The organism is Flavobacterium sp. C3NV, from assembly GCF_046825355.2.
Lineage (GTDB): Bacteria > Bacteroidota > Bacteroidia > Flavobacteriales > Flavobacteriaceae > Flavobacterium.
Genome location: NZ_JBKQBJ020000012.1, coordinates 55,096 through 75,580 on the forward strand (window position 1 = coordinate 55,096; position 20,485 = coordinate 75,580).

A 20,485-nucleotide genomic window follows, 5' to 3' on the forward strand; every position below is an offset into this window, starting at 1 on the left:
TCATAAACAGTTTCAGTCTCAGCTTTCAGTGTTGAACTGAATACTGAGACTGCAACTGAAAATTTTATTTATTCTTCTAAACGAATGTCAAGTCCAAGACCTTTCAATTCATGCATTAATACATTGAATGATTCTGGCAATCCTGGTTCTGGCATAGACTCACCCTTAACGATAGCTTCGTAAGTTTTAGCTCTACCAATAACGTCATCCGATTTAACTGTTAAGATTTCACGAAGTGTACTTGATGCTCCATAAGCCTCAAGTGCCCAAACCTCCATCTCTCCAAAACGCTGACCTCCAAATTGAGCTTTACCTCCAAGTGGTTGTTGAGTGATCAACGAGTATGGTCCGATAGAACGTGCGTGCATCTTATCATCAACCATGTGTCCTAATTTAAGCATGTAAATTACACCCACAGTTGCAGCTTGATGGAAACGCTCTCCAGTACCACCATCATAAAGATGTGTATGTCCGAAACGTGGTACTCCAGCTTCATCAGTTAATTCATTAATTTGATCTAAAGAAGCACCGTCAAAAATTGGAGTAGCAAATTTTCTACCCAAGTTCATCCCAGCCCATCCAAGAACAGTTTCATAAATCTGACCAATGTTCATACGTGAAGGTACCCCAAGTGGATTCAATACGATATCTACCGGTGTTCCGTCTTCAAGGAAAGGCATATCTTCATGACGAACGATTCTTGCAACAATACCTTTGTTACCGTGACGTCCTGCCATTTTATCCCCTACTTTCAGTTTACGTTTTTTAGCGATATAAATTTTCGCTAATTTCAAGATTCCAGATGGTAATTCATCCCCAACTGTAATAGTGAATTTTTCTCTTCTTAAAGATCCTTGTAAGTCGTTCAGCTTAATTTTATAGTTATGAATTAAATCATTAACCATTTTATTAGTAGCATCATCAGCAACCCATTGACCTTTGCTTAAGTGAGCAAAATCCTCTACTGCGTAAAGCATTTTTTGAGTATATTTTTTACCTTTTGGTAAAACTTCTTCACCCAAATCATTCATTACACCCTGAGATGTTTTTCCGTTCACGATCAGGAATAATTTTTCAACCAATCTGTCTTTTAATTCAACAAATTTAGTTTCAAACTCCATTTCTAAAGCGCCTAAAGCATCTTTATCCTGAGTACGTTTACGTTTATCTTTTACGGCTCTTGCAAATAATTTTTTGTCAAGAACTACACCGTGTAAAGATGGAGAAGCTTTTAATGAAGCATCTTTTACATCTCCTGCTTTATCCCCGAAGATTGCACGAAGCAATTTCTCTTCCGGAGTAGGATCTGATTCTCCTTTTGGTGTAATTTTTCCGATCAAAATGTCGCCAGGTTTAACCTCTGCTCCAATTCTGATCATACCGTTTTCATCTAAATCTTTAGTAGCTTCTTCAGAAACGTTAGGAATATCGTTTGTTAACTCTTCATTTCCTAACTTAGTATCTCTAACCTCTAATGAGTAATCATCAACGTGGATAGAAGTAAAAATATCATCACGAACTACTTTTTCAGAAATTACAATCGCATCCTCAAAGTTATACCCTTTCCATGGCATGAACGCAACTTTTAAGTTTCTACCTAAAGCTAATTCACCATTTTGAGTAGCATATCCTTCTGATAACACTTGTCCAAGAATCACTCTGTCACCTTTTCTTACGATTGGTTTCAAGTTGATACTTGTTCCTTGATTGGTTTTTCTAAATTTAATTAAGTTGTATGTTTTTTCATCAGCATCAAAACTTACCATTCTTTCTTCTTCAGTACGGTCGTATTTGATAGTAATGATGTTAGCATCAACATACTCTACAGTTCCATCTCCTTCAGCATTAATCAATACTCTAGAATCTGAAGCTACCTGACGCTCTAAACCAGTACCAACAATTGGTGCTTCCGGACGGATCAAAGGAACCGCCTGACGCATCATGTTAGATCCCATCAAGGCTCTATTCGCATCATCATGTTCCAGGAAAGGAATCAATGAAGCCGAAATCGAAGCAATCTGGTTAGGTGCAACGTCTGTATAATGCACTGCAGAAGGCTCAACAACCGGGAAGTCACCTTCCTCACGAGCAATAACATTTGTTGCTGTGATTTTACCAGTAGCATCCATTTCAATGTTTGCCTGAGCAATCATTTTTCCCTCTTCTTCTTCAGCACTTAAATAGATAGGTGTACTTTCTAAATCAACTACACCATCTGTAACTTTACGGTAAGGAGTTTCGATGAATCCCATCCCGTTAACTTTTGCATAAACACCAAGAGATGAAATCAAACCAATGTTTGGTCCCTCTGGAGTTTCAATCGGACATAAACGACCATAGTGTGTATAGTGAACGTCACGAACCTCAAAACCAGCTCTCTCTCTCGAAAGTCCACCAGGTCCAAGGGCAGAAAGTCTTCTTTTGTGCGTAATCTCAGCTAATGGATTCGTTTGGTCCATAAATTGAGATAGCTGGTTCGTACCAAAGAAAGAGTTGATAACCGATGATAATGTTTTAGCATTAATCAAATCGATTGGTGTAAACACCTCGTTATCTCTAACGTTCATTCTCTCACGAATAGTTCTTGCCATACGTGCTAAACCAACACCGAATTGTTGAGACAATTGTTCTCCAACTGTTCTAACACGACGGTTTGATAAGTGATCAATATCATCAATCTCTGCTTTAGAGTTGATCAATTCGATCAAATATTTTACAATGGTAATGATATCTTCTTTGGTAAGCACTTGCTTTTCCATTGGGATATCCAAACCAAGTTTTTTGTTCATTCTGTAACGACCAACTTCACCTAAGTTATAACGTTGATCAGAGAAGAACAATTTATCTATAATACCACGAGCAGTTTCTTCATCAGGCGGTTCTGCATTACGCAATTGTCTGTAGATATGCTCAACAGCTTCTTTTTCAGAGTTTGTTGGATCTTTTTGTAACGTGTTGTGGATAATAGCATAATCTGCTTGGTTATTATCCTCTTTGTGTAACAAAATAGATTTTACGTTAGAATCAATGATTTCTTCAACATTATCTTTGTCGATAATAGTATCTCTATCAAGGATGATTTCGTTACGCTCGATAGAAACTACCTCACCGGTATCTTCATCAACGAAATCCTCGTGCCAAGTGTTCAATACACGTGCAGCAAGTCTTCTTCCAATATATTTTTTAATACCTGTTTTAGAAACTTTAATTTCTTCAGCAAGGTCGAAGATCTCAAGGATATCCTTATCTCTTTCGAATCCAATTGCACGGAATAAAGTTGTAACCGGTAATTTTTTCTTTCTGTCGATATAAGCATACATTACGCTGTTGATATCTGTAGAAAATTCTATCCAAGAACCTTTAAAAGGAATTACTCTGGCAGAATAAAGTTTTGTTCCATTTGCGTGGAATGATTGACCAAAGAAAACCCCTGGAGAACGGTGTAGTTGAGATACTACTACACGCTCAGCACCGTTGATAACAAAAGTACCGCTTGGAGTCATATAAGGTATTGTTCCAAGGTAAACATCTTGTACAATAGTTTCAAAATCTTCGTGTTCCGGATCTGTACAGTATAGTTTTAACCTGGCTTTTAAAGGCACACTATAAGTAAGACCTCTCTCTATACATTCTTGAATTGTATAACGTGGCGGATCTACAAAGTAATCTAGGAATTCCAATACAAAGTTGTTTCTTGTATCTGTAATTGGGAAGTTTTCCATGAAGGTGTTGTATAACCCTTCGTTGCCTCTTTCATCAGATTTAGTTTCTAATTGAAAAAAATCTTTAAAAGATTTAACCTGAACGTCCAGAAAATCCGGATAGTCAGGAATATTTTTTGTAGAGGCAAAATTCAATCTTTCAGTCTGATTTGTTATCATCAATGGACAAAATTTTGATTAAAAAAAAGTAATTTTTTGTGTAAACACACACTGTTTAATCTATACTTTCTTATTGTAATCAATACATCTTTAAAAATAAACCAGTAAAATTTGGCTCAATTTTTTTTCTTCGTATTGATCAAAAACTTTTTCGTATTTTAAACTATTTGATAATAAAACTTGATCTATTTTATTATACGAAAAATGGTTTAGGCCATTGAGCGTTCACTCAAGACCTAAACCTAGTTCTTAAAACTGAGTTGAATTATTTAAGCTCAACTACAGCTCCAGCTTCTTCTAATGATTTTTTAAGACCTTCAGCCTCTTCTTTAGAAACACCTTCTTTAACGTTACTTGGAGCACCGTCAACTACATCTTTAGCTTCTTTCAAACCTAAACCTGTAAGTTCTTTAACTAATTTTACAACTGCTAATTTAGAAGCACCAGCTTCTTTTAATACAACTGTAAATTCAGTTTGTGCTTCTTCAGCAGCACCTTCTCCACCACCAGCAGCAACTACTACAGCTGCAGCAGCAGGCTCGATACCATACTCGTCTTTTAATATTGTTGCTAATTCGTTAACTTCTTTAACTGTTAAGTTAACTAATTGTTCTGCGAATTGTTTCAAATCTGCCATTTTTTCTATCGTTTAAAATGATTTGTAAAATATAATTTATTTATTGTGCGCTAATTAAGCTACCAGGAAATTAAATTCCTCGTACGAATTATTATGCTTCAGCTTCTTCTTCGCTACCAGCGAATTTGTTTTGTAAAGCAGAAATAATTCTTTGTGCTGGTGATTGCAATAATCCAATAAGTTCTCCAAGAAGTTCTTCTTTAGATTTGATAGTTGCTAATGCATCTAATTGATCATCTCCAATGTAAATTTCAGAGTTAATATAAGCTCCTTTTAATACAGGTTTAGCTGATTTTTTTCTGAAATCTTTAATTATTTTTCCAGGTGCATTTGCAACATCTGAAATGAAGATAGCACTATTACCAGTCAATACTGAAGGTAAATCACCATAGTCATTAGCAGAAGCTTCCATTGCTTTTGCAAGCAAAGTGTTTTTTACAACCTCTAATTTTATACCTGCTTTAAAGCAAGCTCTTCTCAAGCTTGAAGTAGTTTCTGCGTTTAATCCAGAAATATCAGATACATAAATAATATTTGTACCAGCTAACTGTGCAGTTAAATCTTCAATCGCGATTGATTTTTCTTCTCTAGTCATACTAAAAATTATTAACTACCAATTATACTGCTTTAGGGTCCAATGCAATTGCAGGACTCATAGTGCTTGTAAGGTGAATACCTTTAATGTAGGTACCTTTAGCAGCAGTTGGTTTAAGTTTGATTAATGTTTGAATAATTTCGTGTGCATTGTCATAAATTTGCTCAGCTCCAAAAGAAACTTTACCAATTCCTGCATGTACGATACCAGTTTTATCAACTTTAAAGTCAATTTTACCAGCTTTAACCTCTGCAACAGCTTTTGCAACATCCATAGTTACAGTACCTGTTTTAGGGTTTGGCATTAAACCTCTAGGTCCTAAAATACGACCTAATGGACCTAATTTACCCATAACAGCTGGCATAGTGATGATCACATCAACATCTGTCCAACCATCTTTAATTTTTTGTAAATAATCGTCAAGACCTACATAATCAGCCCCAGCTTCTTTAGCTTCCGCTTCTTTATCTGGAGTAACCAATGCTAATACTTTAACGTCTTTACCTGTTCCGTGAGGTAATGTAACTACACCTCTAACCATTTGATTCGCTTTTCTTGGATCTACACCCAAACGAACTGCGATATCAACAGACTCATCAAATTTTGCAGAAGCTATAACTTTAATTAATGCAGCTGCATCTTTTAAAGAGTATAGTTTGTTCTTTTCAATTTTTGAAGCAGCCTCTTTTTGCTTTTTTGTTAATTTTGCCATTTCTTTCTCTTAATTAAAAAGGAGCATCTCCTGATACAGTTATACCCATAGATCTAGCAGTTCCAGCGATCATGCTCATTGCAGATTCGATTGTGAATGCATTTAAATCTACCATTTTATCTTCAGCAATAGCTTTGATAACGTCCCAAGTAACACTAGCTACTTTTTTACGATTTGGTTCACCTGATCCAGACTTTAGCTTTGCAGCTTCCAATAATTGGACAGCAGCTGGAGGAGTCTTAACAACAAAATCAAATGATTTGTCTTTATACACAGTAATTTGTACTGGGCATATTTTGCCAGGTTTATCTTGTGTTCTAGCATTGAACTGCTTACAGAACTCCATGATATTAACCCCAGCAGCTCCTAAAGCAGGTCCAACCGGTGGCGACGGATTCGCAGCACCTCCCTTAACTTGTAGTTTAACTACCTTACTAATTTCTTTAGCCATTTTTTAAAAAATTTAACACCCTAATCATTGGAAGCGATTATGGTGGTTATTATAGATGTAACAAAAATTATACTTTTTCAACTTGCATAAAACTTAATTCTAATGGAGTTTTTCTTCCGAAAATTTTCACCATTACTTCAAGTTTACGCTTTTCTTCATTGATTTTTTCAACTGTTCCGTTGAAGCCATTAAATGGACCATCGATCACCTTAACAGTTTCGCCTAAGTTGAAAGGAATAGCACGAGTATCTGTATTCACAGCTAACTCATCTACTTTACCTAACATTCTATTTACTTCAGAAAGTCTCAAAGGAACAGGTTCTCCACCTTTGATCTCACCTAAAAATCCAATTACACTAGTAATAGACTTAATAATATGAGGTATCTCACCAACCAAATTGGCTTCGATCATAACATATCCAGGGAAATAAACTTTATCCTTAGACATTTTCTTTCCTTCTTTTACAGTAACTACTTTTTCTGTAGGTACTAAAACTTGGGAAACATAATCACCCATACCTAGTCTGGCAATCTCAGTTTCGATATAAGCTTTGACTTTGTTTTCCTGTCCGCTTACAGCTCTAACTACGTACCATTTTTTCACATTATTATCTGCCATCACAAAAAAATTATCCTTTTAACCAGTTAAAAAATCCAGCCAAAGCTTTTGCAAAAAATTCGTCTACTCCCCATGTTGCCAAGGCGAATAAAACCGAAAATACAGCCACAACAATTGTCAATTTTTGAACCTCAGCCCAAGCAGGCCAAGTAACATTTGACTTTAACTCTTCGAAAGCCTCTGATAAATAATTCGTAACTTTTGTCATTTGATATATTTTTTATTGCACGGGCGGAGGGATTCGAACCCCCATCAACGGTTTTGGAGACCGCTATTCTACCCTTGAACTACGCCCGTAATTAAAAGCCAGTGATTTCAGTTATGAAAATCAACTGGCTTTTTATAAATTTTATAGGATTATCCTACGATTTCAGTTACCTGACCTGCACCTACTGTTCTACCACCTTCACGGATAGCGAAACGTAAACCTACGCTCATTGCGATTGGGCTTAATAAAGCAACATTGATAGTCAAGTTATCTCCTGGCATTACCATCTCTACTCCTTCTGGTAAAGTAATAACTCCTGTTACGTCAGTTGTACGTACGTAGAACTGTGGACGGTAGTTATTATGGAATGGAGTATGACGTCCACCTTCTTCTTTTTTCAAGATATAAACCTCAGCTTTGAAAGTAGCGTGTGGTTTTACTGATCCTGGCTTAATGATAACCATTCCTCTTTTGATAGATTCTTTATCAATACCTCTTAACAATAAACCTACGTTATCTCCAGCTTCACCTCTATCAAGGATTTTACGGAACATCTCAACTCCTGTAATAGTAGAAGTTAATTTATCAGCTCCCATACCAATGATTTCAACTGGATCTCCTGTATTAGCAATACCTGTTTCGATACGACCTGTAGCAACAGTTCCACGACCAGTAATTGTAAATACATCTTCAACCGGCATCAAGAATGGTTTAGCTACGTCACGCACTGGCTCTTCGATCCAAGCATCAACAGCTTCCATTAATTCAATGATTTTTGGTACCCAAGCAGGATCATTATTCAATCCTCCTAAAGCAGAACCTTGAACTACAGGACCATTATCTCCATCATATTCGTAGAAAGATAATAAATCTCTGATTTCCATCTCAACAAGCTCTAACAATTCAGCATCATCAACCATATCCACTTTGTTCATGAAAACAACGATTCTTGGAATACCTACCTGACGACCTAAAAGGATGTGCTCACGAGTTTGCGGCATTGGACCATCTGTAGCAGCAACTACTAAGATAGCTCCGTCCATTTGAGCAGCACCAGTAACCATGTTCTTTACGTAATCCGCGTGACCTGGACAGTCAACGTGAGCGTAGTGACGGTTAGCTGTTTCATACTCTACGTGTGATGTATTAATAGTAATACCTCTTTCTTTCTCCTCTGGAGCGTTATCGATTTGATCAAACGATTTTGCTTGACAGTAACCAGCATCAGACAATACTTTTGTAATTGCTGCAGTTAATGTAGTTTTTCCATGATCCACGTGTCCAATTGTACCTATGTTTAAGTGCGGTTTGGAACGATTAAAATTCTCCTTTGCCATTTTACTTAATTTTTAATCTTAGTTATATATTAATTTTCAATTTCCTACTTACTTGAGCCAACTACGGGAATTGAACCCGTGACCTCTTCCTTACCAAGGAAGCACTCTACCTCTGAGCTAAGTCGGCAGAGAGTTCTAATTTTAGATTTTTGATTTTAGATCTTAGATTTTTCAATCTACAATCTCAAATCTACGCTCTGAAATCTTAACTTCTTTTTGTGGGGAGAGCAGGATTCGAACCTGCGAAGTTCACACAGCAGATTTACAGTCTGCCCTCGTTGGCCGCTTGAGTATCTCCCCAGACAATCTTAGATTTTTGACTTAAGATTTTAGATTACTCTAAAACCAAATTAAGAAACCTAAATTTGTTTTATTCCATAATTTTAAAGAACAAATTTCAAATCGCATTTGAAATATTTTAGAGCCGGCGGAGGGACTCGAACCCACGACCTGCTGATTACAAATCAGCTGCTCTAGCCAACTGAGCTACGCTGGCAATATCAATAAAAAAGTCCGCTATTTCTAACGGACTGCAAATGTAGCTATTTTATCTTTTAATCAAAACATTTTTTAAAAAAAATTTTCAATTATATGTGTGCTCTTATTTTTTCTTTCCTTTTCACCAATACACGTTCTAGAGATTCTGCCGAAAGCTCTACCGCTTCTTCAAACGTTTTACATTGTTTTTTAACCAAAAAATCATCTCCCGGGACATTAATCTTAATCTCTACTACCTTATTCTCCTTATCACTCGTTCTTTCAACCTTTAAAAAAATGTCAGCCGAAACTACTCGATCGTAATATTTTTCTAATTTATCCATTCTTTCCTGAATAAAATCCACTAATTTTCTGTCAACAGTAAAGTTAACTGCATGAACATCTACCTTCATAATACAAATTTTAGGGTTAAACATTTTAAGAATCATTATTTATTTCTTGGATGCGCATCACCATACACCTTTTTAAGCTCTGCTAAACTATTATGAGTATAAACTTGTGTAGATGCCAAACTTGAATGTCCTAATAACTCTTTAACTGAATTTAAATCTGCTCCGTTATTTAGCAAGTGAGTTGCAAATGTATGCCTAAGCACATGCGGACTCTTTTTTACCTTTTCAGAGACTTTACTAAAGTATGAATTTATTAATCGATACACAAAAGATTCACTCAATTTTAACCCTTTTAACGAAATAAAAAAATAATCTTCATCAATGATGTTCTCCACCGAAGCTCTTTCCTGCAAATACAAATTAAACTGCTCCGTAATTATTGGCAAAACCGGAATAATACGTTCTTTATTTCGCTTTCCAAGAACCTTAATTACATTTGAAGACAAATCGACATTGTACTTCATTAAATGTATTAGCTCTGCCCTACGCATTCCGGTAGTATAAAAAAGATCTACGATCAACTTATCTCTTACTTCTTCAAATCCGGAAGGATTTCCAACCTGCTGCATTAAATCTGTCAGTTCTTTTTCAGAAAATGGAATCTGAACAATTTTTGGCGTTTTTAATGCTTTATGTTTCAGCATTGGACTCACCTCTATTTGTTTTGTTTTTAAAAGGAATTTATAAAATGCTTTTAAAGAAGACATTTTTCGATTGACAGATACATTAGAAATACCATCATCTACAAGCGAAACTATCCAACTCCTGATTTGACCGTAATTAACCTGTTCGATATTTTCCTGCTCAAAATGCTCTTTATTGAATGTTTCAAAAAATAAAATATCATTCAAATAAGCATTGACTGTATGTGGGGAATATTTTTTCTCTAATTGAAGATAATCGCGAAATGCTTCTTTATTTGATTTCATAGGAATACACACTTTTCATTTACACAAACCCATATTCTACTTATATAAAGAATATTATTTATCTCAAAATTAAGCATAAAAAAACCGTTAGTATCAAAATTTTGATAACTAACGGTAATTATTTTTGAAAAGCTAATACTAACTCTCTAAACCATCTCTCATGTTTTGGATGTAAGCAGCTTTTTGAATTTGTGCTCTTTTGATAACAGAAGGCTTAATAAAAGCAGTACGTGCTCTTAGTTGACGAACAGTTCCTGTTTTATCAAATTTTCTTTTATAGCGCTTTAATGCTCTATCGATATTTTCTCCGTCTTTAATTGGTATAATTAACATAATATTGACACCTCCTCTCGTTAAGGGTGCAAAAGTATGTATTAATTATGAATTATGGGTTATGAATTCTAAATTATTTTAAAAGAAAATAGAACATAGAAAAAAGAGAATAGATTTCTCCAAAAATCGATCCCTAAAAAGAGCCAATAATAATACTCTTTATTCTTTATTCTTTATTCTTTATTCTTTATTCTTTATTCTTTATTCTTTATTCTTTATTCTTTATTCTTTATTCTTTTAGCAAATTTCTCGAAATAACTAACTTTTGAATTTCGGTAGTTCCTTCTCCTATAGTACATAGTTTTGAATCACGATAGAATTTCTCTACAGGATAATCTTTTGTGTAACCGTAGCCTCCATGAATTTGAACAGCTTCGTTTGCAATTTTCACACAGGCTTCTGACGCATACATTTTTGCCATTGCACCAAGTGTCGTAACGGGTTTGTGCTGTTGTTTTAAGAATGCAGCTTTATGCAATAATAATTCTGAAGCTTCAATCTCTGTTGCCATATCGGCCAGTTTAAATGAAATTCCCTGAAAACTGCTAATAGGCTGACCAAACTGATGTCTTTCTTTAGAGTATTTCAATGCTGCTTCGTAAGCACCTTTGGCAATTCCTAAAGACAAAGCTCCGATTGAAATACGACCTCCATCTAATATTTTCATGGCCTGAACAAATCCCTGCCCTATTTCTCCTAATCTATTAGCATCCGGAACACGACAACCATCAAAAACCAATTCTGCAGTTTCGCTGGCACGCATTCCTAATTTATTTTCTTTTTTTCCCGAAGTGAATCCTTTCATTCCTTTTTCGAAAACAAAAGCGGTCATTCCTTTAGAATCTCCTTTTTCTCCGGTACGTACAATTACAACTGCGATATCTCCAGAGATTGCGTGCGTTATAAAGTTTTTAGCTCCGTTTACAATCCATTCATCTCCGTCCTTAACAGCTGTTGTATTCATTCCACCTGCATCAGAACCCGTATTGTGTTCTGTTAATCCCCAGGCTCCTATATGTTCTGCTGTTGCTAATTTTGGCAACCATTTTTTCTTTTGTTCTTCGTTTCCAAAAGTCAAAATATGATTGGTACATAATGAATTATGCGCGGCAACCGATAAACCAATTGAAGGATCTACTTTTGAAATTTCCTCTACAACTGTAATATATTCATGATATCCCAATCCAGATCCTCCGTACTCTTCGGGCACTAAAACCCCCATAAATCCCATTTCGCCTAATTTTTTAAATAGGTCAACCGGAAAAATTTGAGCCTCATCCCATTCCATAATATTAGGTCTGATATTTTTTTCGGCAAAATCTTTTATAGACTGAGCAATCATCGACTGCGTTTCGTTATATTCAAAATTCATTGTAAGCTGCTTTTGTTTTAGAACTCCAAATATAAACTAATTATTTTTGCTTTTTCAACAGGAAAACCTTTAATTTTTGATAAATCCTCAATATTATTAATATTTCCGTTCATACTTCTATAAGTTACAATTTGTTTTGCCAAGGCATATTTAAAATAGGAGAACTGCGATAATTCTTTTAAAGACGCATCGTTTATGGCGATCTTTTTAAAAGAAGAAGGTATTACTACTTTAAAATGATTGTTGAGTTCACTGATAACTTCTGGCGAAAGTCCCCAAACATCATTCATTTGTTCCATAGAAACAAAACAGCCTAAAATTTCTTTTTGTTTTAATATTCTTGCTGATAAAGCTTCGCCAATACCATAAATTTTGATCAAATCTTCTTGGGTCGCCTGATTGATATCTAAAACTATAATTTTTTCTTTTTTGAAATTTTCTTTTTTAAAACCCTCCTTTTGAACAAATTCTTTTCTTTCTGTTCTAAAATTCGTTTTGTTTTGAGTCCAATCCGGAAATTTAAAAAGCGGAGCCATTGCGTTTAATAAAGAATCGGAAACTTTGGTTACTTCCTGAAACTCTTTTGCCGAACTGACGTATTTATTTTCTCTGCGAAAAGCCAGCAAACGATCTATCTCCTCAACCGACATTCCTAGTTTATATCCTTTATAGTCTGTAATAAAATTAGGATTGAAAGAATATACTTTTGGCTTTTCACTGAATTTGGCGAGCTTCATAGAATCAATCCCGGTTTGCAAAGACAGCCATTGTTCTTTTTCCGGAAAAGATTTTTCGGGTAAACTAAAATCGACAAAAAAATAAATTGTCTGTAAAATCATTATAATAATGAAAAGTAAAAAAATTCCTGTACGCTGCTGTTTTGTAAACCTAAAATAGTTTGCAAATGGACTAAAATTCATGGCGACTAAAATTACTCATTTCTAATAAATCCTGTAAATTAAGTGAAAAACGATTAATTTAACAAGAATTATATTAAAAATATCATTATTTTTAAAATTACATTTTTCACTAATAAAGCCCAATTAATTTAATGAATCCCAGTAGTTAAAGAATAATCAACGGAGGTTTTATCAAAAAATTTAATATTTTATAACTTAAAAAGAGATAATTGTTTTTATTTTTTACAAAAAACAATACATTTGGAACTTAATAACAATAAACCAATATTATAATATGTCTATTTGGAAAACTAAACCACTTTCGGTATTGCTTGACGAAGCTTCCGAATCTGAAAAAGGCTTAAAAAGAACTCTATCTTCACGGTCTCTCGTTGCACTTGGAGTTGGAGCCATTATTGGAGCCGGATTATTCTCGTTAACAGGAATTGCTGCAGCAGAACACGCAGGACCAGCAGTTACTCTTTCTTTTGTTTTAGCAGCCGTTGGATGTGCTTTTGCCGGACTTTGTTATGCAGAATTTGCTTCTATGATTCCGGTTGCTGGTAGCGCATATACATACTCTTATGCTACAATGGGAGAATTTATGGCTTGGATTATTGGTTGGGATTTAGTTTTAGAATACGCTTTGGGAGCCGCAACCGTCGGGGTAAGTTGGTCGCGTTACTTATTAGAATTACTAAACAAATACGGAATTCACCTCCCTCATCAATTTATATGTTCGCCATGGGAAACTCTTAAACTTAGCGACGGTACAGTGATCGAAGGCGGTATTGTAAATTTACCGGCGATTTTTATTGTATCTATGTTATCGTTATTATTAATAAGAGGAACAAAAGAATCTGCGTCTTTAAACAACTTTTTAGTGGTTGTAAAAGTTGCTGTAGTTCTTGTTTTCATCATTTTAGGATGGAGTTTTATTGACACTGCAAACTACACACCTTATATCCCGGCTAACACTGGTGTTTTTGGTGAATTTGGATGGTCAGGAATTGCTGCTGGTGCAGGAACTGTATTTTTTGCTTTCATTGGTTTTGATGCTGTTTCTACAGCTGCTCAGGAAGCTAAAAATCCGCAAAAAGGAATGCCAATTGGTATTTTAGGATCGCTTGTTATATGTACCTTATTATATGTATTTTTTGCTCACGTAATGACAGGTCTTGTTAATTATAAAGAATTTGCCGGTGATGCTAAACCTGCTGCAACTGCTTTTGCTAAAACAGGTTATGACTTTTTACAAACAGGTTTAATTGTAGCTATTTTAGCGGGGTATACTTCTGTAATATTAGTAATGCTTTTGGGCCAAAGCCGTGTATTTTATACTATGAGTAAAGATGGTTTATTACCTCCATTCTTCAGTTCTATTCACTCTAAATTTCGTACTCCGTGGAAAACTAACCTTTTCTTCCTAGTATTTGTAAGTTTATTTGCTGGACTGGTTCCGGTAAGCGATTTAGGACACATGGTAAGTATTGGAACATTATTAGCCTTTGTACTTGTTTGTATTGGTGTAATGGTGATGCGTAAAAGAATGCCAGATGCTCCAAGATCTTTCAGAACACCTTTAGTACCATTTGTGCCTATCGCAGGTATCGTAATTTGCCTGGCTTTGATGTATTCATTACCTAACGAAAGCTGGGTGAGACTTGTAGTCTGGATGGCATTAGGAGTAGTAATTTACTTTGTTTATGGTAAGAAAAACAGTAAACTGAACAATCCGGGAAAATAATTCCCTAAAGAGATATAAAAAAGGATCATAGAGTAAATAACTTTATGATCCTTTTTTTATGTTTTAAATAGTCTTATAAATCGAAGACTGATGTTCTTTTAGCACGAATTAAATCTTTTAGGCGAATCCAGAATGCCAAAGTAAGATAAACTCCAAATCCTAAACCTGCAGTAACAAACGAAATATAGATAAAAAACAATCTCACACTCGTTACGCGCATACCCAATTTATCGGCCAATCTTGAAGAAACATGAAAACCATATTTTTCGAAAAAGAATTTGAGTTTTAAAATTGCTGACATATTTAGATTTTAGATTTTAGATTTTAGATTTTAGATTTTAGATTTTAGATTTTAGATTTTAGATTTTAGATTTTAGATTTTATCCTTCGCATTCGCTCAGGATGAAATTATATATGCAAGTAACAAAAGTACAAAATTATCTCATTGACACATTTTCTAATTCTCTAATTATTCTTTAGCAGCTCAATTCCTAATGCACATCTTAGACATGATTTCTGATTGCAATATTCATTTTTAAGTTCTAACAAGGTTTGTGTTTCAAAAGCGTTTTTAGCAGAAACCCTAAAAGATTTAAATTTATCAATTATAGCATTTTTTTCAGGGGTAACTTCATTCATAAATGCTATTAATTCTTCTGCAATAGATTCACCTCTTATATTGGAATACGCAAACTGAATAGGAATTATGGTGTTTATAATAATCAAATCCAGAAAAGATTTCGATAAAGATTTAGGCTTCTTTACACTTTCTTTATCAAACTGATAATGGTTACTCCAATATACACTTGCCGAAACATTCAATAAATCATAAACGCTTTGTACGGAATTTAGAACTATTATTTTCGAAAATAAGTTTTGGTGTTTGTGATACAAATTAGCCAATTGCGAAAGCCTGATTGTTGGAAAATTATCCGGACGATGTTTGAAAAACTGGACCGAATCGATATGACGCTTTTCTAATTGGTATTTATTAAGCAAATAATAATACCTTAATTTTAGATCTGTAAAATAAATATCTTCTTTATTATCATCTAATAAACCGGAAGTACCTAAAAGTAATGCTTCGAGGTTTTCCACTTCAAAGCTTTCTTTACGGATAATGGAAAAAGGAATGGATTTCGCAATTTGCAAAAAAGTATTGCCGTTTGTATTTAAACCAAAATTCTTTGCTAGCAAGGAAAATAAAACCCCTTCCCAATCCTGATTTGTTTCTTCTAATAAATCGTAAATAAATTTTGATTTGCGCTCTAAACGATCAAAGAACAATCTTTCCTGCCAGTTTTTTAATATAAAATCGTCAATTTTCGTAATATCTTTTTCGCAAAATATCCAGGTTTTAGGCGCTACTAAAGAATTATAATTGGATAAAATTTCCGATGAAACATAATCTTGCAGAATCAAAACAGGAATTTCTCTATTGCCTTTACCAAATATTTCTGTGTCATGTTCCCAAACTACATGTAAGATTACATTTTCGTAAGCTGCATCTTTTTCATGACCATGAACATACCAATCTGAAGATTTTAAATGAATCTCTACATTTCCTGCCCATTTTTGATTTCCTATGGTAATTTGGGCATTAAAAAAATCCGGACCGGCAAGTTCTAAGTAATCTCCGGTTTTTATAATCGTGATTGGTTCATTCTGGGTAGTTTGTAAATTCAAAGTATCGAACTTCTTGAATTTCCAGAGATAATGAAGAAAATCTTCTTTCATTTTTTAGACTTTTACTTTGGTTTATAAAAAGTCTAAAATTAATTAAAATAATATTAATCTTACAAAATATTTATTTTTATCTCAACATATACAACTTAGCACAAGCTCTTGCATCAGATAATGCTTCGTGATGATTAAGCTGAATTTTCATTTGGCGACAGCAATCACTTAGTTTAGTAGGCTTGAAACCTTTTGCTTTATAAATCTTTACGGTGCATTCCCACTTCTCTGCTATGTTCAAATCTTCGTAAAACAAACCATAAAGCGCCATCGATTTCATTAAAACATTACGGTCAAAACTTTCGTTGTGCGCGACCACTACTCTATTCTTTAATCTTTTTTCGATCTCAGGATAAACCTGCACAAAAGTTTTGGCATTTACAGTATCTCTTGGATAAATTCCATGTACACGAATCGTAAACGGATTGTACTCATTTTTAGGAGGTTTAATAAGGGTAACGAACTCATCTGTAATTATTCCGTTCTCTACAGTAACGATTCCAACAGAGCACGGATGATGTCCTGTAGCAGTTTCAAAATCTATCGCGGTAAAAGTCATTTTCGAATGTATTAAGCTAAAAAATCCATAAACCTAATTTCAAAACTAGATTTATGGATTTATGAATTATTAAAATCGTATTATTTTATAGATCCAATGATATCATATTTCGTAATAATATGATGATTACCATTTCCTAAATCCACCAAAACAGCATCATTTTCTTTGGTAAATAATTTAGAAACTTCTTCGATTGGTGTTCCTAATTTTACAATTGGGAAAGGTTTTCCCATTACTTCCTTGATTGGTTTTTCGGCTACGTTTTTATCTGCAACATAACTTCTAAACAAATCTGTTTCATCAACAGAACCCACAAAACCAGTAATATCTACAACAGGAATCTGCGAGATTTTGTATTTACGCATACGTTCGATCGCGTGAGAAACCAATTCCTCTGTACGAACTACGATTAATTCTTTATCAATATGATCTTTAATTACGTCTTCGGCCTTTGTAATGTTTTCTTCTAAGAAACCACGTTCGCGCATCCAGTCGTCATTAAACATTTTACCTACGTAACGGCTTCCTGAATCGTGAAACAATACCACAACCACATCTTCTGGCTTAAAGTGTTCTTTAAGCTGTAACAATCCTTTTATACAAGCTCCTGCAGAATTCCCAACAAAAATAGCTTCTTCAAGAGCAATTTTTCTGGTATAAACCGCTGCATCTTTATCGGTTACTTTTGTAAATCCGTCTATTAAAGAGAAGTCAACATTTTTAGGCAAAATGTCTTCTCCAATTCCTTCGGTAATATAAGAGTAAATTTCGTTTTCGTCGAAAATTCCGGTTTCATGGTATTTTTTAAAAACAGAACCATAAGTATCGATTCCCCAAATTTTAATATTTGGATTTTGCTCTTTTAAGTATTTTCCAACACCTGAGATAGTTCCTCCTGTTCCTACTCCAACCACAAAATGAGTGATTTTCCCATCAGTTTGTTTCCAGATTTCCGGTCCCGTTTGTTCGTAATGTGCCAAAGAGTTTGACATATTATCGTACTGATTTACATACCATGAATTTGGCGTTTCTTCGGCCAGACGTTTTGAAACAGAATAATAAGATCTTGGATCCGTTGGCTCAACATCTGTAGGGCAAACTACTACTTTGGCTCCCACAGCACGCAAAATATCCATTTTTTCTTTAGACTGTTTGTCAGATATTACACAAATCAGTTTATATCCTTTAATGATCGCTACAAGCGCCAATCCCATTCCGGTATTTCCAGAAGTTCCTTCAATAATAGTTCCTCCTGGTTTTAATCGGCCATCTGCCTCTGCATCTTCAACCATTTTTACGGCCATTCTGTCTTTTACAGAATTTCCGGGATTAAAAGTTTCGACTTTTGCCAATACTAACGCATCAATTTCAGCAACAATTTTGTTGAGTTTTACCAATGGTGTATTACCAATTGTTTCTAAAATGTTATTTGAAAAGTCCATTTCTATTTAATTTAATATTTGATTTTTAATATAATAAATACCTAATGCTATTGGAAGAAATTCCAAACTAAACCAAATCGTATCACAAAATCACGATAAGGATTATTAGGTGCTGAATAATAATCGCTTTTAGAAAAAAGAGCATTGATGTGCTCTGCTTTTACATAAAATCGGGTTTGGCGAATTCTGGCATTTAGGAAAAGATCGAATAATGGATAACCTCCAATTTCTTTGTCTTTCTGAACATAAAATTCACCTACAACAGGGTTGTAACCATTTCCGTAATACTTTGTAAAATAATTAAAAACGATTCCGGTTTGCATATACAGTGCTTTCTTAAAAAAGTAACCTGAATAATAAAATGTATTTCTTGTTACAAAATCCGGTACATTTAAAACTAAATCTGACTGATCTACTTTTTGATATAAAAGTGTATTATCAAGAGCGAAAGGACCAAATTTAAATTCACGACTTGCTTTTATCTCCAGATAATTAATCGCATTTCCGTACTGGGCCGGATTTATAATTTGTGTATTAACAGCTTTTTGAGCTGGCGAAGAAACATCTGCAAAATACAAATGATCATTTAAAACCGTATACTGAACTTCTGCATTCAGCCAAGGCGTGCTAACAGCGGCACTAAGCGAATTAATTTTCTCGTTTTTAAAATTATTCGACCAGTTATACTGCACATAACTACTTTGGTACAAATTGTAGTTATTATTTGGCAATTTGTTGATGTTACGGTATCTAAAATCAAACTGGATTTTATCATTAAAATCATATTTCAATTTTGCATCTAAATCAGACAATGACTGGTCTGTAATCGATCTTGAATATAAAAAACGTCCGTTCCATTTGTTTTTTTGATATTCGAATTGTCCGCCTACATTATTAATCTGCAAAAATAAATTATCCGGAATAACTGTTCCATCTTTATCTACTAAGACTCTTCCGTATTTATAGTTAGACCTGTAATCGTCTACAAAAAAATTAAATTTCCCTAAAAGAGAATTTTCATAAGCTAATCCTACCTTATTGTACAATCTTTCGTAATGGGTTTGATCGTTTATACCACTTGTTACATACGATTCTCCAAATCGTTGCACTGATCTGGTACCAACAGCTGAAAGAACAGTCGCCTGCTTGTATTCGAAAGCCTTGTTTTCGTAATTAAACTGATGCGTTACATATAAATTATTATTCCCCTCAGTTGGATTTATTCTAAAAGCATGATCAAAAAACAAACGTCGGCCTTTTAAAAACGATTCCGCATCCGTAAGATACACTTGCAATCTTTGACGGTTTTTATAATCCGGATTATCACTTTCAAAATCTGCAGGCGTTGTAATTCCGCCATTTTCTTCGTTTAAAACATCCTGATACGTATAATGTGCATTTATCGCATATCTTCTGTCGGTTGTAGCGTAACTTGTTGTAAATCTAAAATTTCCTGCACTTACCAATTGGTTTATATAATCTCCCTCTGAACGTAAACCTCTGTATGCGATAGAAAAATTAAGGTTTTTTGATGTATTTAATGTAATAAATGAATCTACGTTCTGACCTTTATTTATTGTTGTATTAAAAAACAACTCCGTCAAAGGTGTTGCTGCAGAATAATAATTGATTTGATCTGCCTGAAGATAATTAAAGTGTTTTCCGTTAAAACCAATTTCCGGATAAGGCGAAAAACTAGTCAGGCTGTATTGCAAAGTATTATAAGTCTGACCTATATTTGCGAAAGACAAAAGTCCGAAATCATCTTTACGAAGATTATTTTGTTTATAGGCGCTTTTTAAGGTTAACGAAGTATCAACATAAGTAGTATCATGCTCCAGCGTAATAATCTGGTATTGATCTATTGTTGCAATTTTTGCTTTTTTCTTTTTTATAGTATCAGTTATACTTGAATATTTAGTATTCATATCTAAACTATTTTTAGAAGTATTTTTTTCCTGAGAAAACAATAAAGTGGGTACAACTAATAGGTATAGAAAAAAGAATATTCTCATTTGATCGCTTTATATGGAATTATTTTGGCAAAATTTGTCTGGCAAAGGTAAAAGATAAAAACGTATAAATAAAAAAACACTTGAATTTATACTACTGCTTTGGCAAATAGTAAGAGAACGAA

At 34.2% G+C, this 20,485-nt stretch carries 19 protein-coding genes and 4 tRNA genes; 1 reads left to right on the forward strand and 22 read right to left on the reverse strand.

All coding sequences use genetic code 11. From position 1 onward, the window contains the following. Positions 1-68 precede the first annotated feature (68 nt). The 17 genes from rpoB to ACIDC4_RS17155 all read right to left on the reverse strand — a co-directional run bounded on the left by rpoB (position 69) and on the right by ACIDC4_RS17155 (position 12,884). On the reverse strand, positions 69-3,881 hold the full coding sequence (rpoB, locus tag ACIDC4_RS17075; protein WP_412043045.1) for a DNA-directed RNA polymerase subunit beta: 3,813 nt from the start codon (positions 3,879-3,881) through the stop codon (positions 69-71). Positions 3,882-4,146: 265 nt separating this feature from the next. Further along, positions 4,147-4,518 (reverse strand): 50S ribosomal protein L7/L12, encoded by a 372-nt coding sequence (gene rplL / locus ACIDC4_RS17080; RefSeq protein WP_007807437.1) that lies wholly within the window; start codon positions 4,516-4,518, stop codon positions 4,147-4,149. Positions 4,519-4,609: 91 nt separating this feature from the next. Then, on the reverse strand, positions 4,610-5,113 hold the full coding sequence (rplJ, locus tag ACIDC4_RS17085) for a 50S ribosomal protein L10 (RefSeq protein ID WP_056195154.1): 504 nt from the start codon (positions 5,111-5,113) through the stop codon (positions 4,610-4,612). Positions 5,114-5,135: 22 nt separating this feature from the next. Then, the gene (gene rplA / locus ACIDC4_RS17090) at positions 5,136-5,825 is read right to left on the reverse strand and encodes a 50S ribosomal protein L1 (RefSeq protein WP_007807440.1); all 690 of its coding nucleotides are present in this window, start codon (positions 5,823-5,825) and stop codon (positions 5,136-5,138) included. A gap of 13 nt (positions 5,826-5,838) precedes the next feature. Then, entirely contained in the window at positions 5,839-6,276 is a 438-nt protein-coding gene (gene rplK / locus ACIDC4_RS17095; protein WP_007807442.1) for a 50S ribosomal protein L11, read from the reverse strand. A gap of 67 nt (positions 6,277-6,343) precedes the next feature. Further along, a complete protein-coding gene (gene nusG / locus ACIDC4_RS17100; RefSeq protein WP_029273444.1) occupies positions 6,344-6,895 on the reverse strand; it encodes a transcription termination/antitermination protein NusG in 552 nt (183 codons plus the stop codon). Positions 6,896-6,905: 10 nt separating this feature from the next. Then, positions 6,906-7,103, reverse strand: a complete 198-nt coding sequence (gene secE / locus ACIDC4_RS17105; protein WP_041517377.1) for a preprotein translocase subunit SecE — start codon at positions 7,101-7,103, stop codon at positions 6,906-6,908. Between the two features lie 18 nt (positions 7,104-7,121). Continuing rightward, positions 7,122-7,192 (reverse strand) — tRNA-Trp (locus ACIDC4_RS17110). Positions 7,193-7,252: 60 nt separating this feature from the next. After that, a complete protein-coding gene (gene tuf, locus ACIDC4_RS17115) occupies positions 7,253-8,440 on the reverse strand; it encodes an elongation factor Tu (RefSeq protein ID WP_031456758.1) in 1,188 nt (395 codons plus the stop codon). A gap of 55 nt (positions 8,441-8,495) precedes the next feature. Beyond that, positions 8,496-8,567 (reverse strand) — tRNA-Thr (locus tag ACIDC4_RS17120). Between the two features lie 92 nt (positions 8,568-8,659). Then, positions 8,660-8,740: transfer RNA gene (locus tag ACIDC4_RS17125), tRNA-Tyr, on the reverse strand. A 122-nt stretch (positions 8,741-8,862) separates the two neighbouring features. Then, positions 8,863-8,936: transfer RNA gene (locus tag ACIDC4_RS17130), tRNA-Thr, on the reverse strand. Positions 8,937-9,027: 91 nt separating this feature from the next. Continuing rightward, positions 9,028-9,330: a ribosome hibernation-promoting factor, HPF/YfiA family gene (gene hpf / locus ACIDC4_RS17135; RefSeq protein ID WP_412043044.1), complete on the reverse strand. Its 303-nt coding sequence runs from the start codon at positions 9,328-9,330 to the stop codon at positions 9,028-9,030. 35 nt (positions 9,331-9,365) lie between these two features. Next, on the reverse strand, positions 9,366-10,259 hold the full coding sequence (locus ACIDC4_RS17140; RefSeq protein ID WP_412043043.1) for a tyrosine-type recombinase/integrase: 894 nt from the start codon (positions 10,257-10,259) through the stop codon (positions 9,366-9,368). A gap of 138 nt (positions 10,260-10,397) precedes the next feature. Then, positions 10,398-10,592, reverse strand: coding sequence for a 30S ribosomal protein S21 (rpsU, locus tag ACIDC4_RS17145; protein WP_026985791.1), 195 nt, complete (start codon positions 10,590-10,592; stop codon positions 10,398-10,400). 229 nt (positions 10,593-10,821) lie between these two features. After that, positions 10,822-11,964 (reverse strand): acyl-CoA dehydrogenase family protein, encoded by a 1,143-nt coding sequence (locus tag ACIDC4_RS17150; RefSeq protein ID WP_412043042.1) that lies wholly within the window; start codon positions 11,962-11,964, stop codon positions 10,822-10,824. Between the two features lie 17 nt (positions 11,965-11,981). Next, complete coding sequence (locus ACIDC4_RS17155) at positions 11,982-12,884, reverse strand: ComEA family DNA-binding protein (protein WP_412043041.1); 903 nt, start codon at positions 12,882-12,884, stop codon at positions 11,982-11,984. A 274-nt stretch (positions 12,885-13,158) separates the two neighbouring features. Between ACIDC4_RS17155 and ACIDC4_RS17160 the strand changes: the two genes are divergently transcribed. Beyond that, positions 13,159-14,610 (forward strand): amino acid permease, encoded by a 1,452-nt coding sequence (locus ACIDC4_RS17160; protein WP_412043040.1) that lies wholly within the window; start codon positions 13,159-13,161, stop codon positions 14,608-14,610. A gap of 73 nt (positions 14,611-14,683) precedes the next feature. On the opposite strand, the gene ACIDC4_RS17165 is transcribed toward ACIDC4_RS17160, so the two are convergent. The 5 genes from ACIDC4_RS17165 to ACIDC4_RS17185 all read right to left on the reverse strand — a co-directional run bounded on the left by ACIDC4_RS17165 (position 14,684) and on the right by ACIDC4_RS17185 (position 20,363). Next, the gene (locus ACIDC4_RS17165) at positions 14,684-14,911 is read right to left on the reverse strand and encodes a PspC family transcriptional regulator (RefSeq protein ID WP_007810860.1); all 228 of its coding nucleotides are present in this window, start codon (positions 14,909-14,911) and stop codon (positions 14,684-14,686) included. A gap of 164 nt (positions 14,912-15,075) precedes the next feature. Beyond that, a complete protein-coding gene (locus tag ACIDC4_RS17170) occupies positions 15,076-16,347 on the reverse strand; it encodes a DUF2851 family protein (protein ID WP_412043039.1) in 1,272 nt (423 codons plus the stop codon). A 76-nt stretch (positions 16,348-16,423) separates the two neighbouring features. After that, entirely contained in the window at positions 16,424-16,906 is a 483-nt protein-coding gene (locus ACIDC4_RS17175; protein ID WP_412043038.1) for a 3'-5' exonuclease, read from the reverse strand. Positions 16,907-16,986: 80 nt separating this feature from the next. Further along, a complete protein-coding gene (locus tag ACIDC4_RS17180) occupies positions 16,987-18,348 on the reverse strand; it encodes a pyridoxal-phosphate dependent enzyme (RefSeq protein WP_412043037.1) in 1,362 nt (453 codons plus the stop codon). A gap of 47 nt (positions 18,349-18,395) precedes the next feature. Next, positions 18,396-20,363, reverse strand: coding sequence for a putative porin (locus ACIDC4_RS17185; RefSeq protein WP_412043036.1), 1,968 nt, complete (start codon positions 20,361-20,363; stop codon positions 18,396-18,398). Positions 20,364-20,485 lie beyond the last annotated feature (122 nt).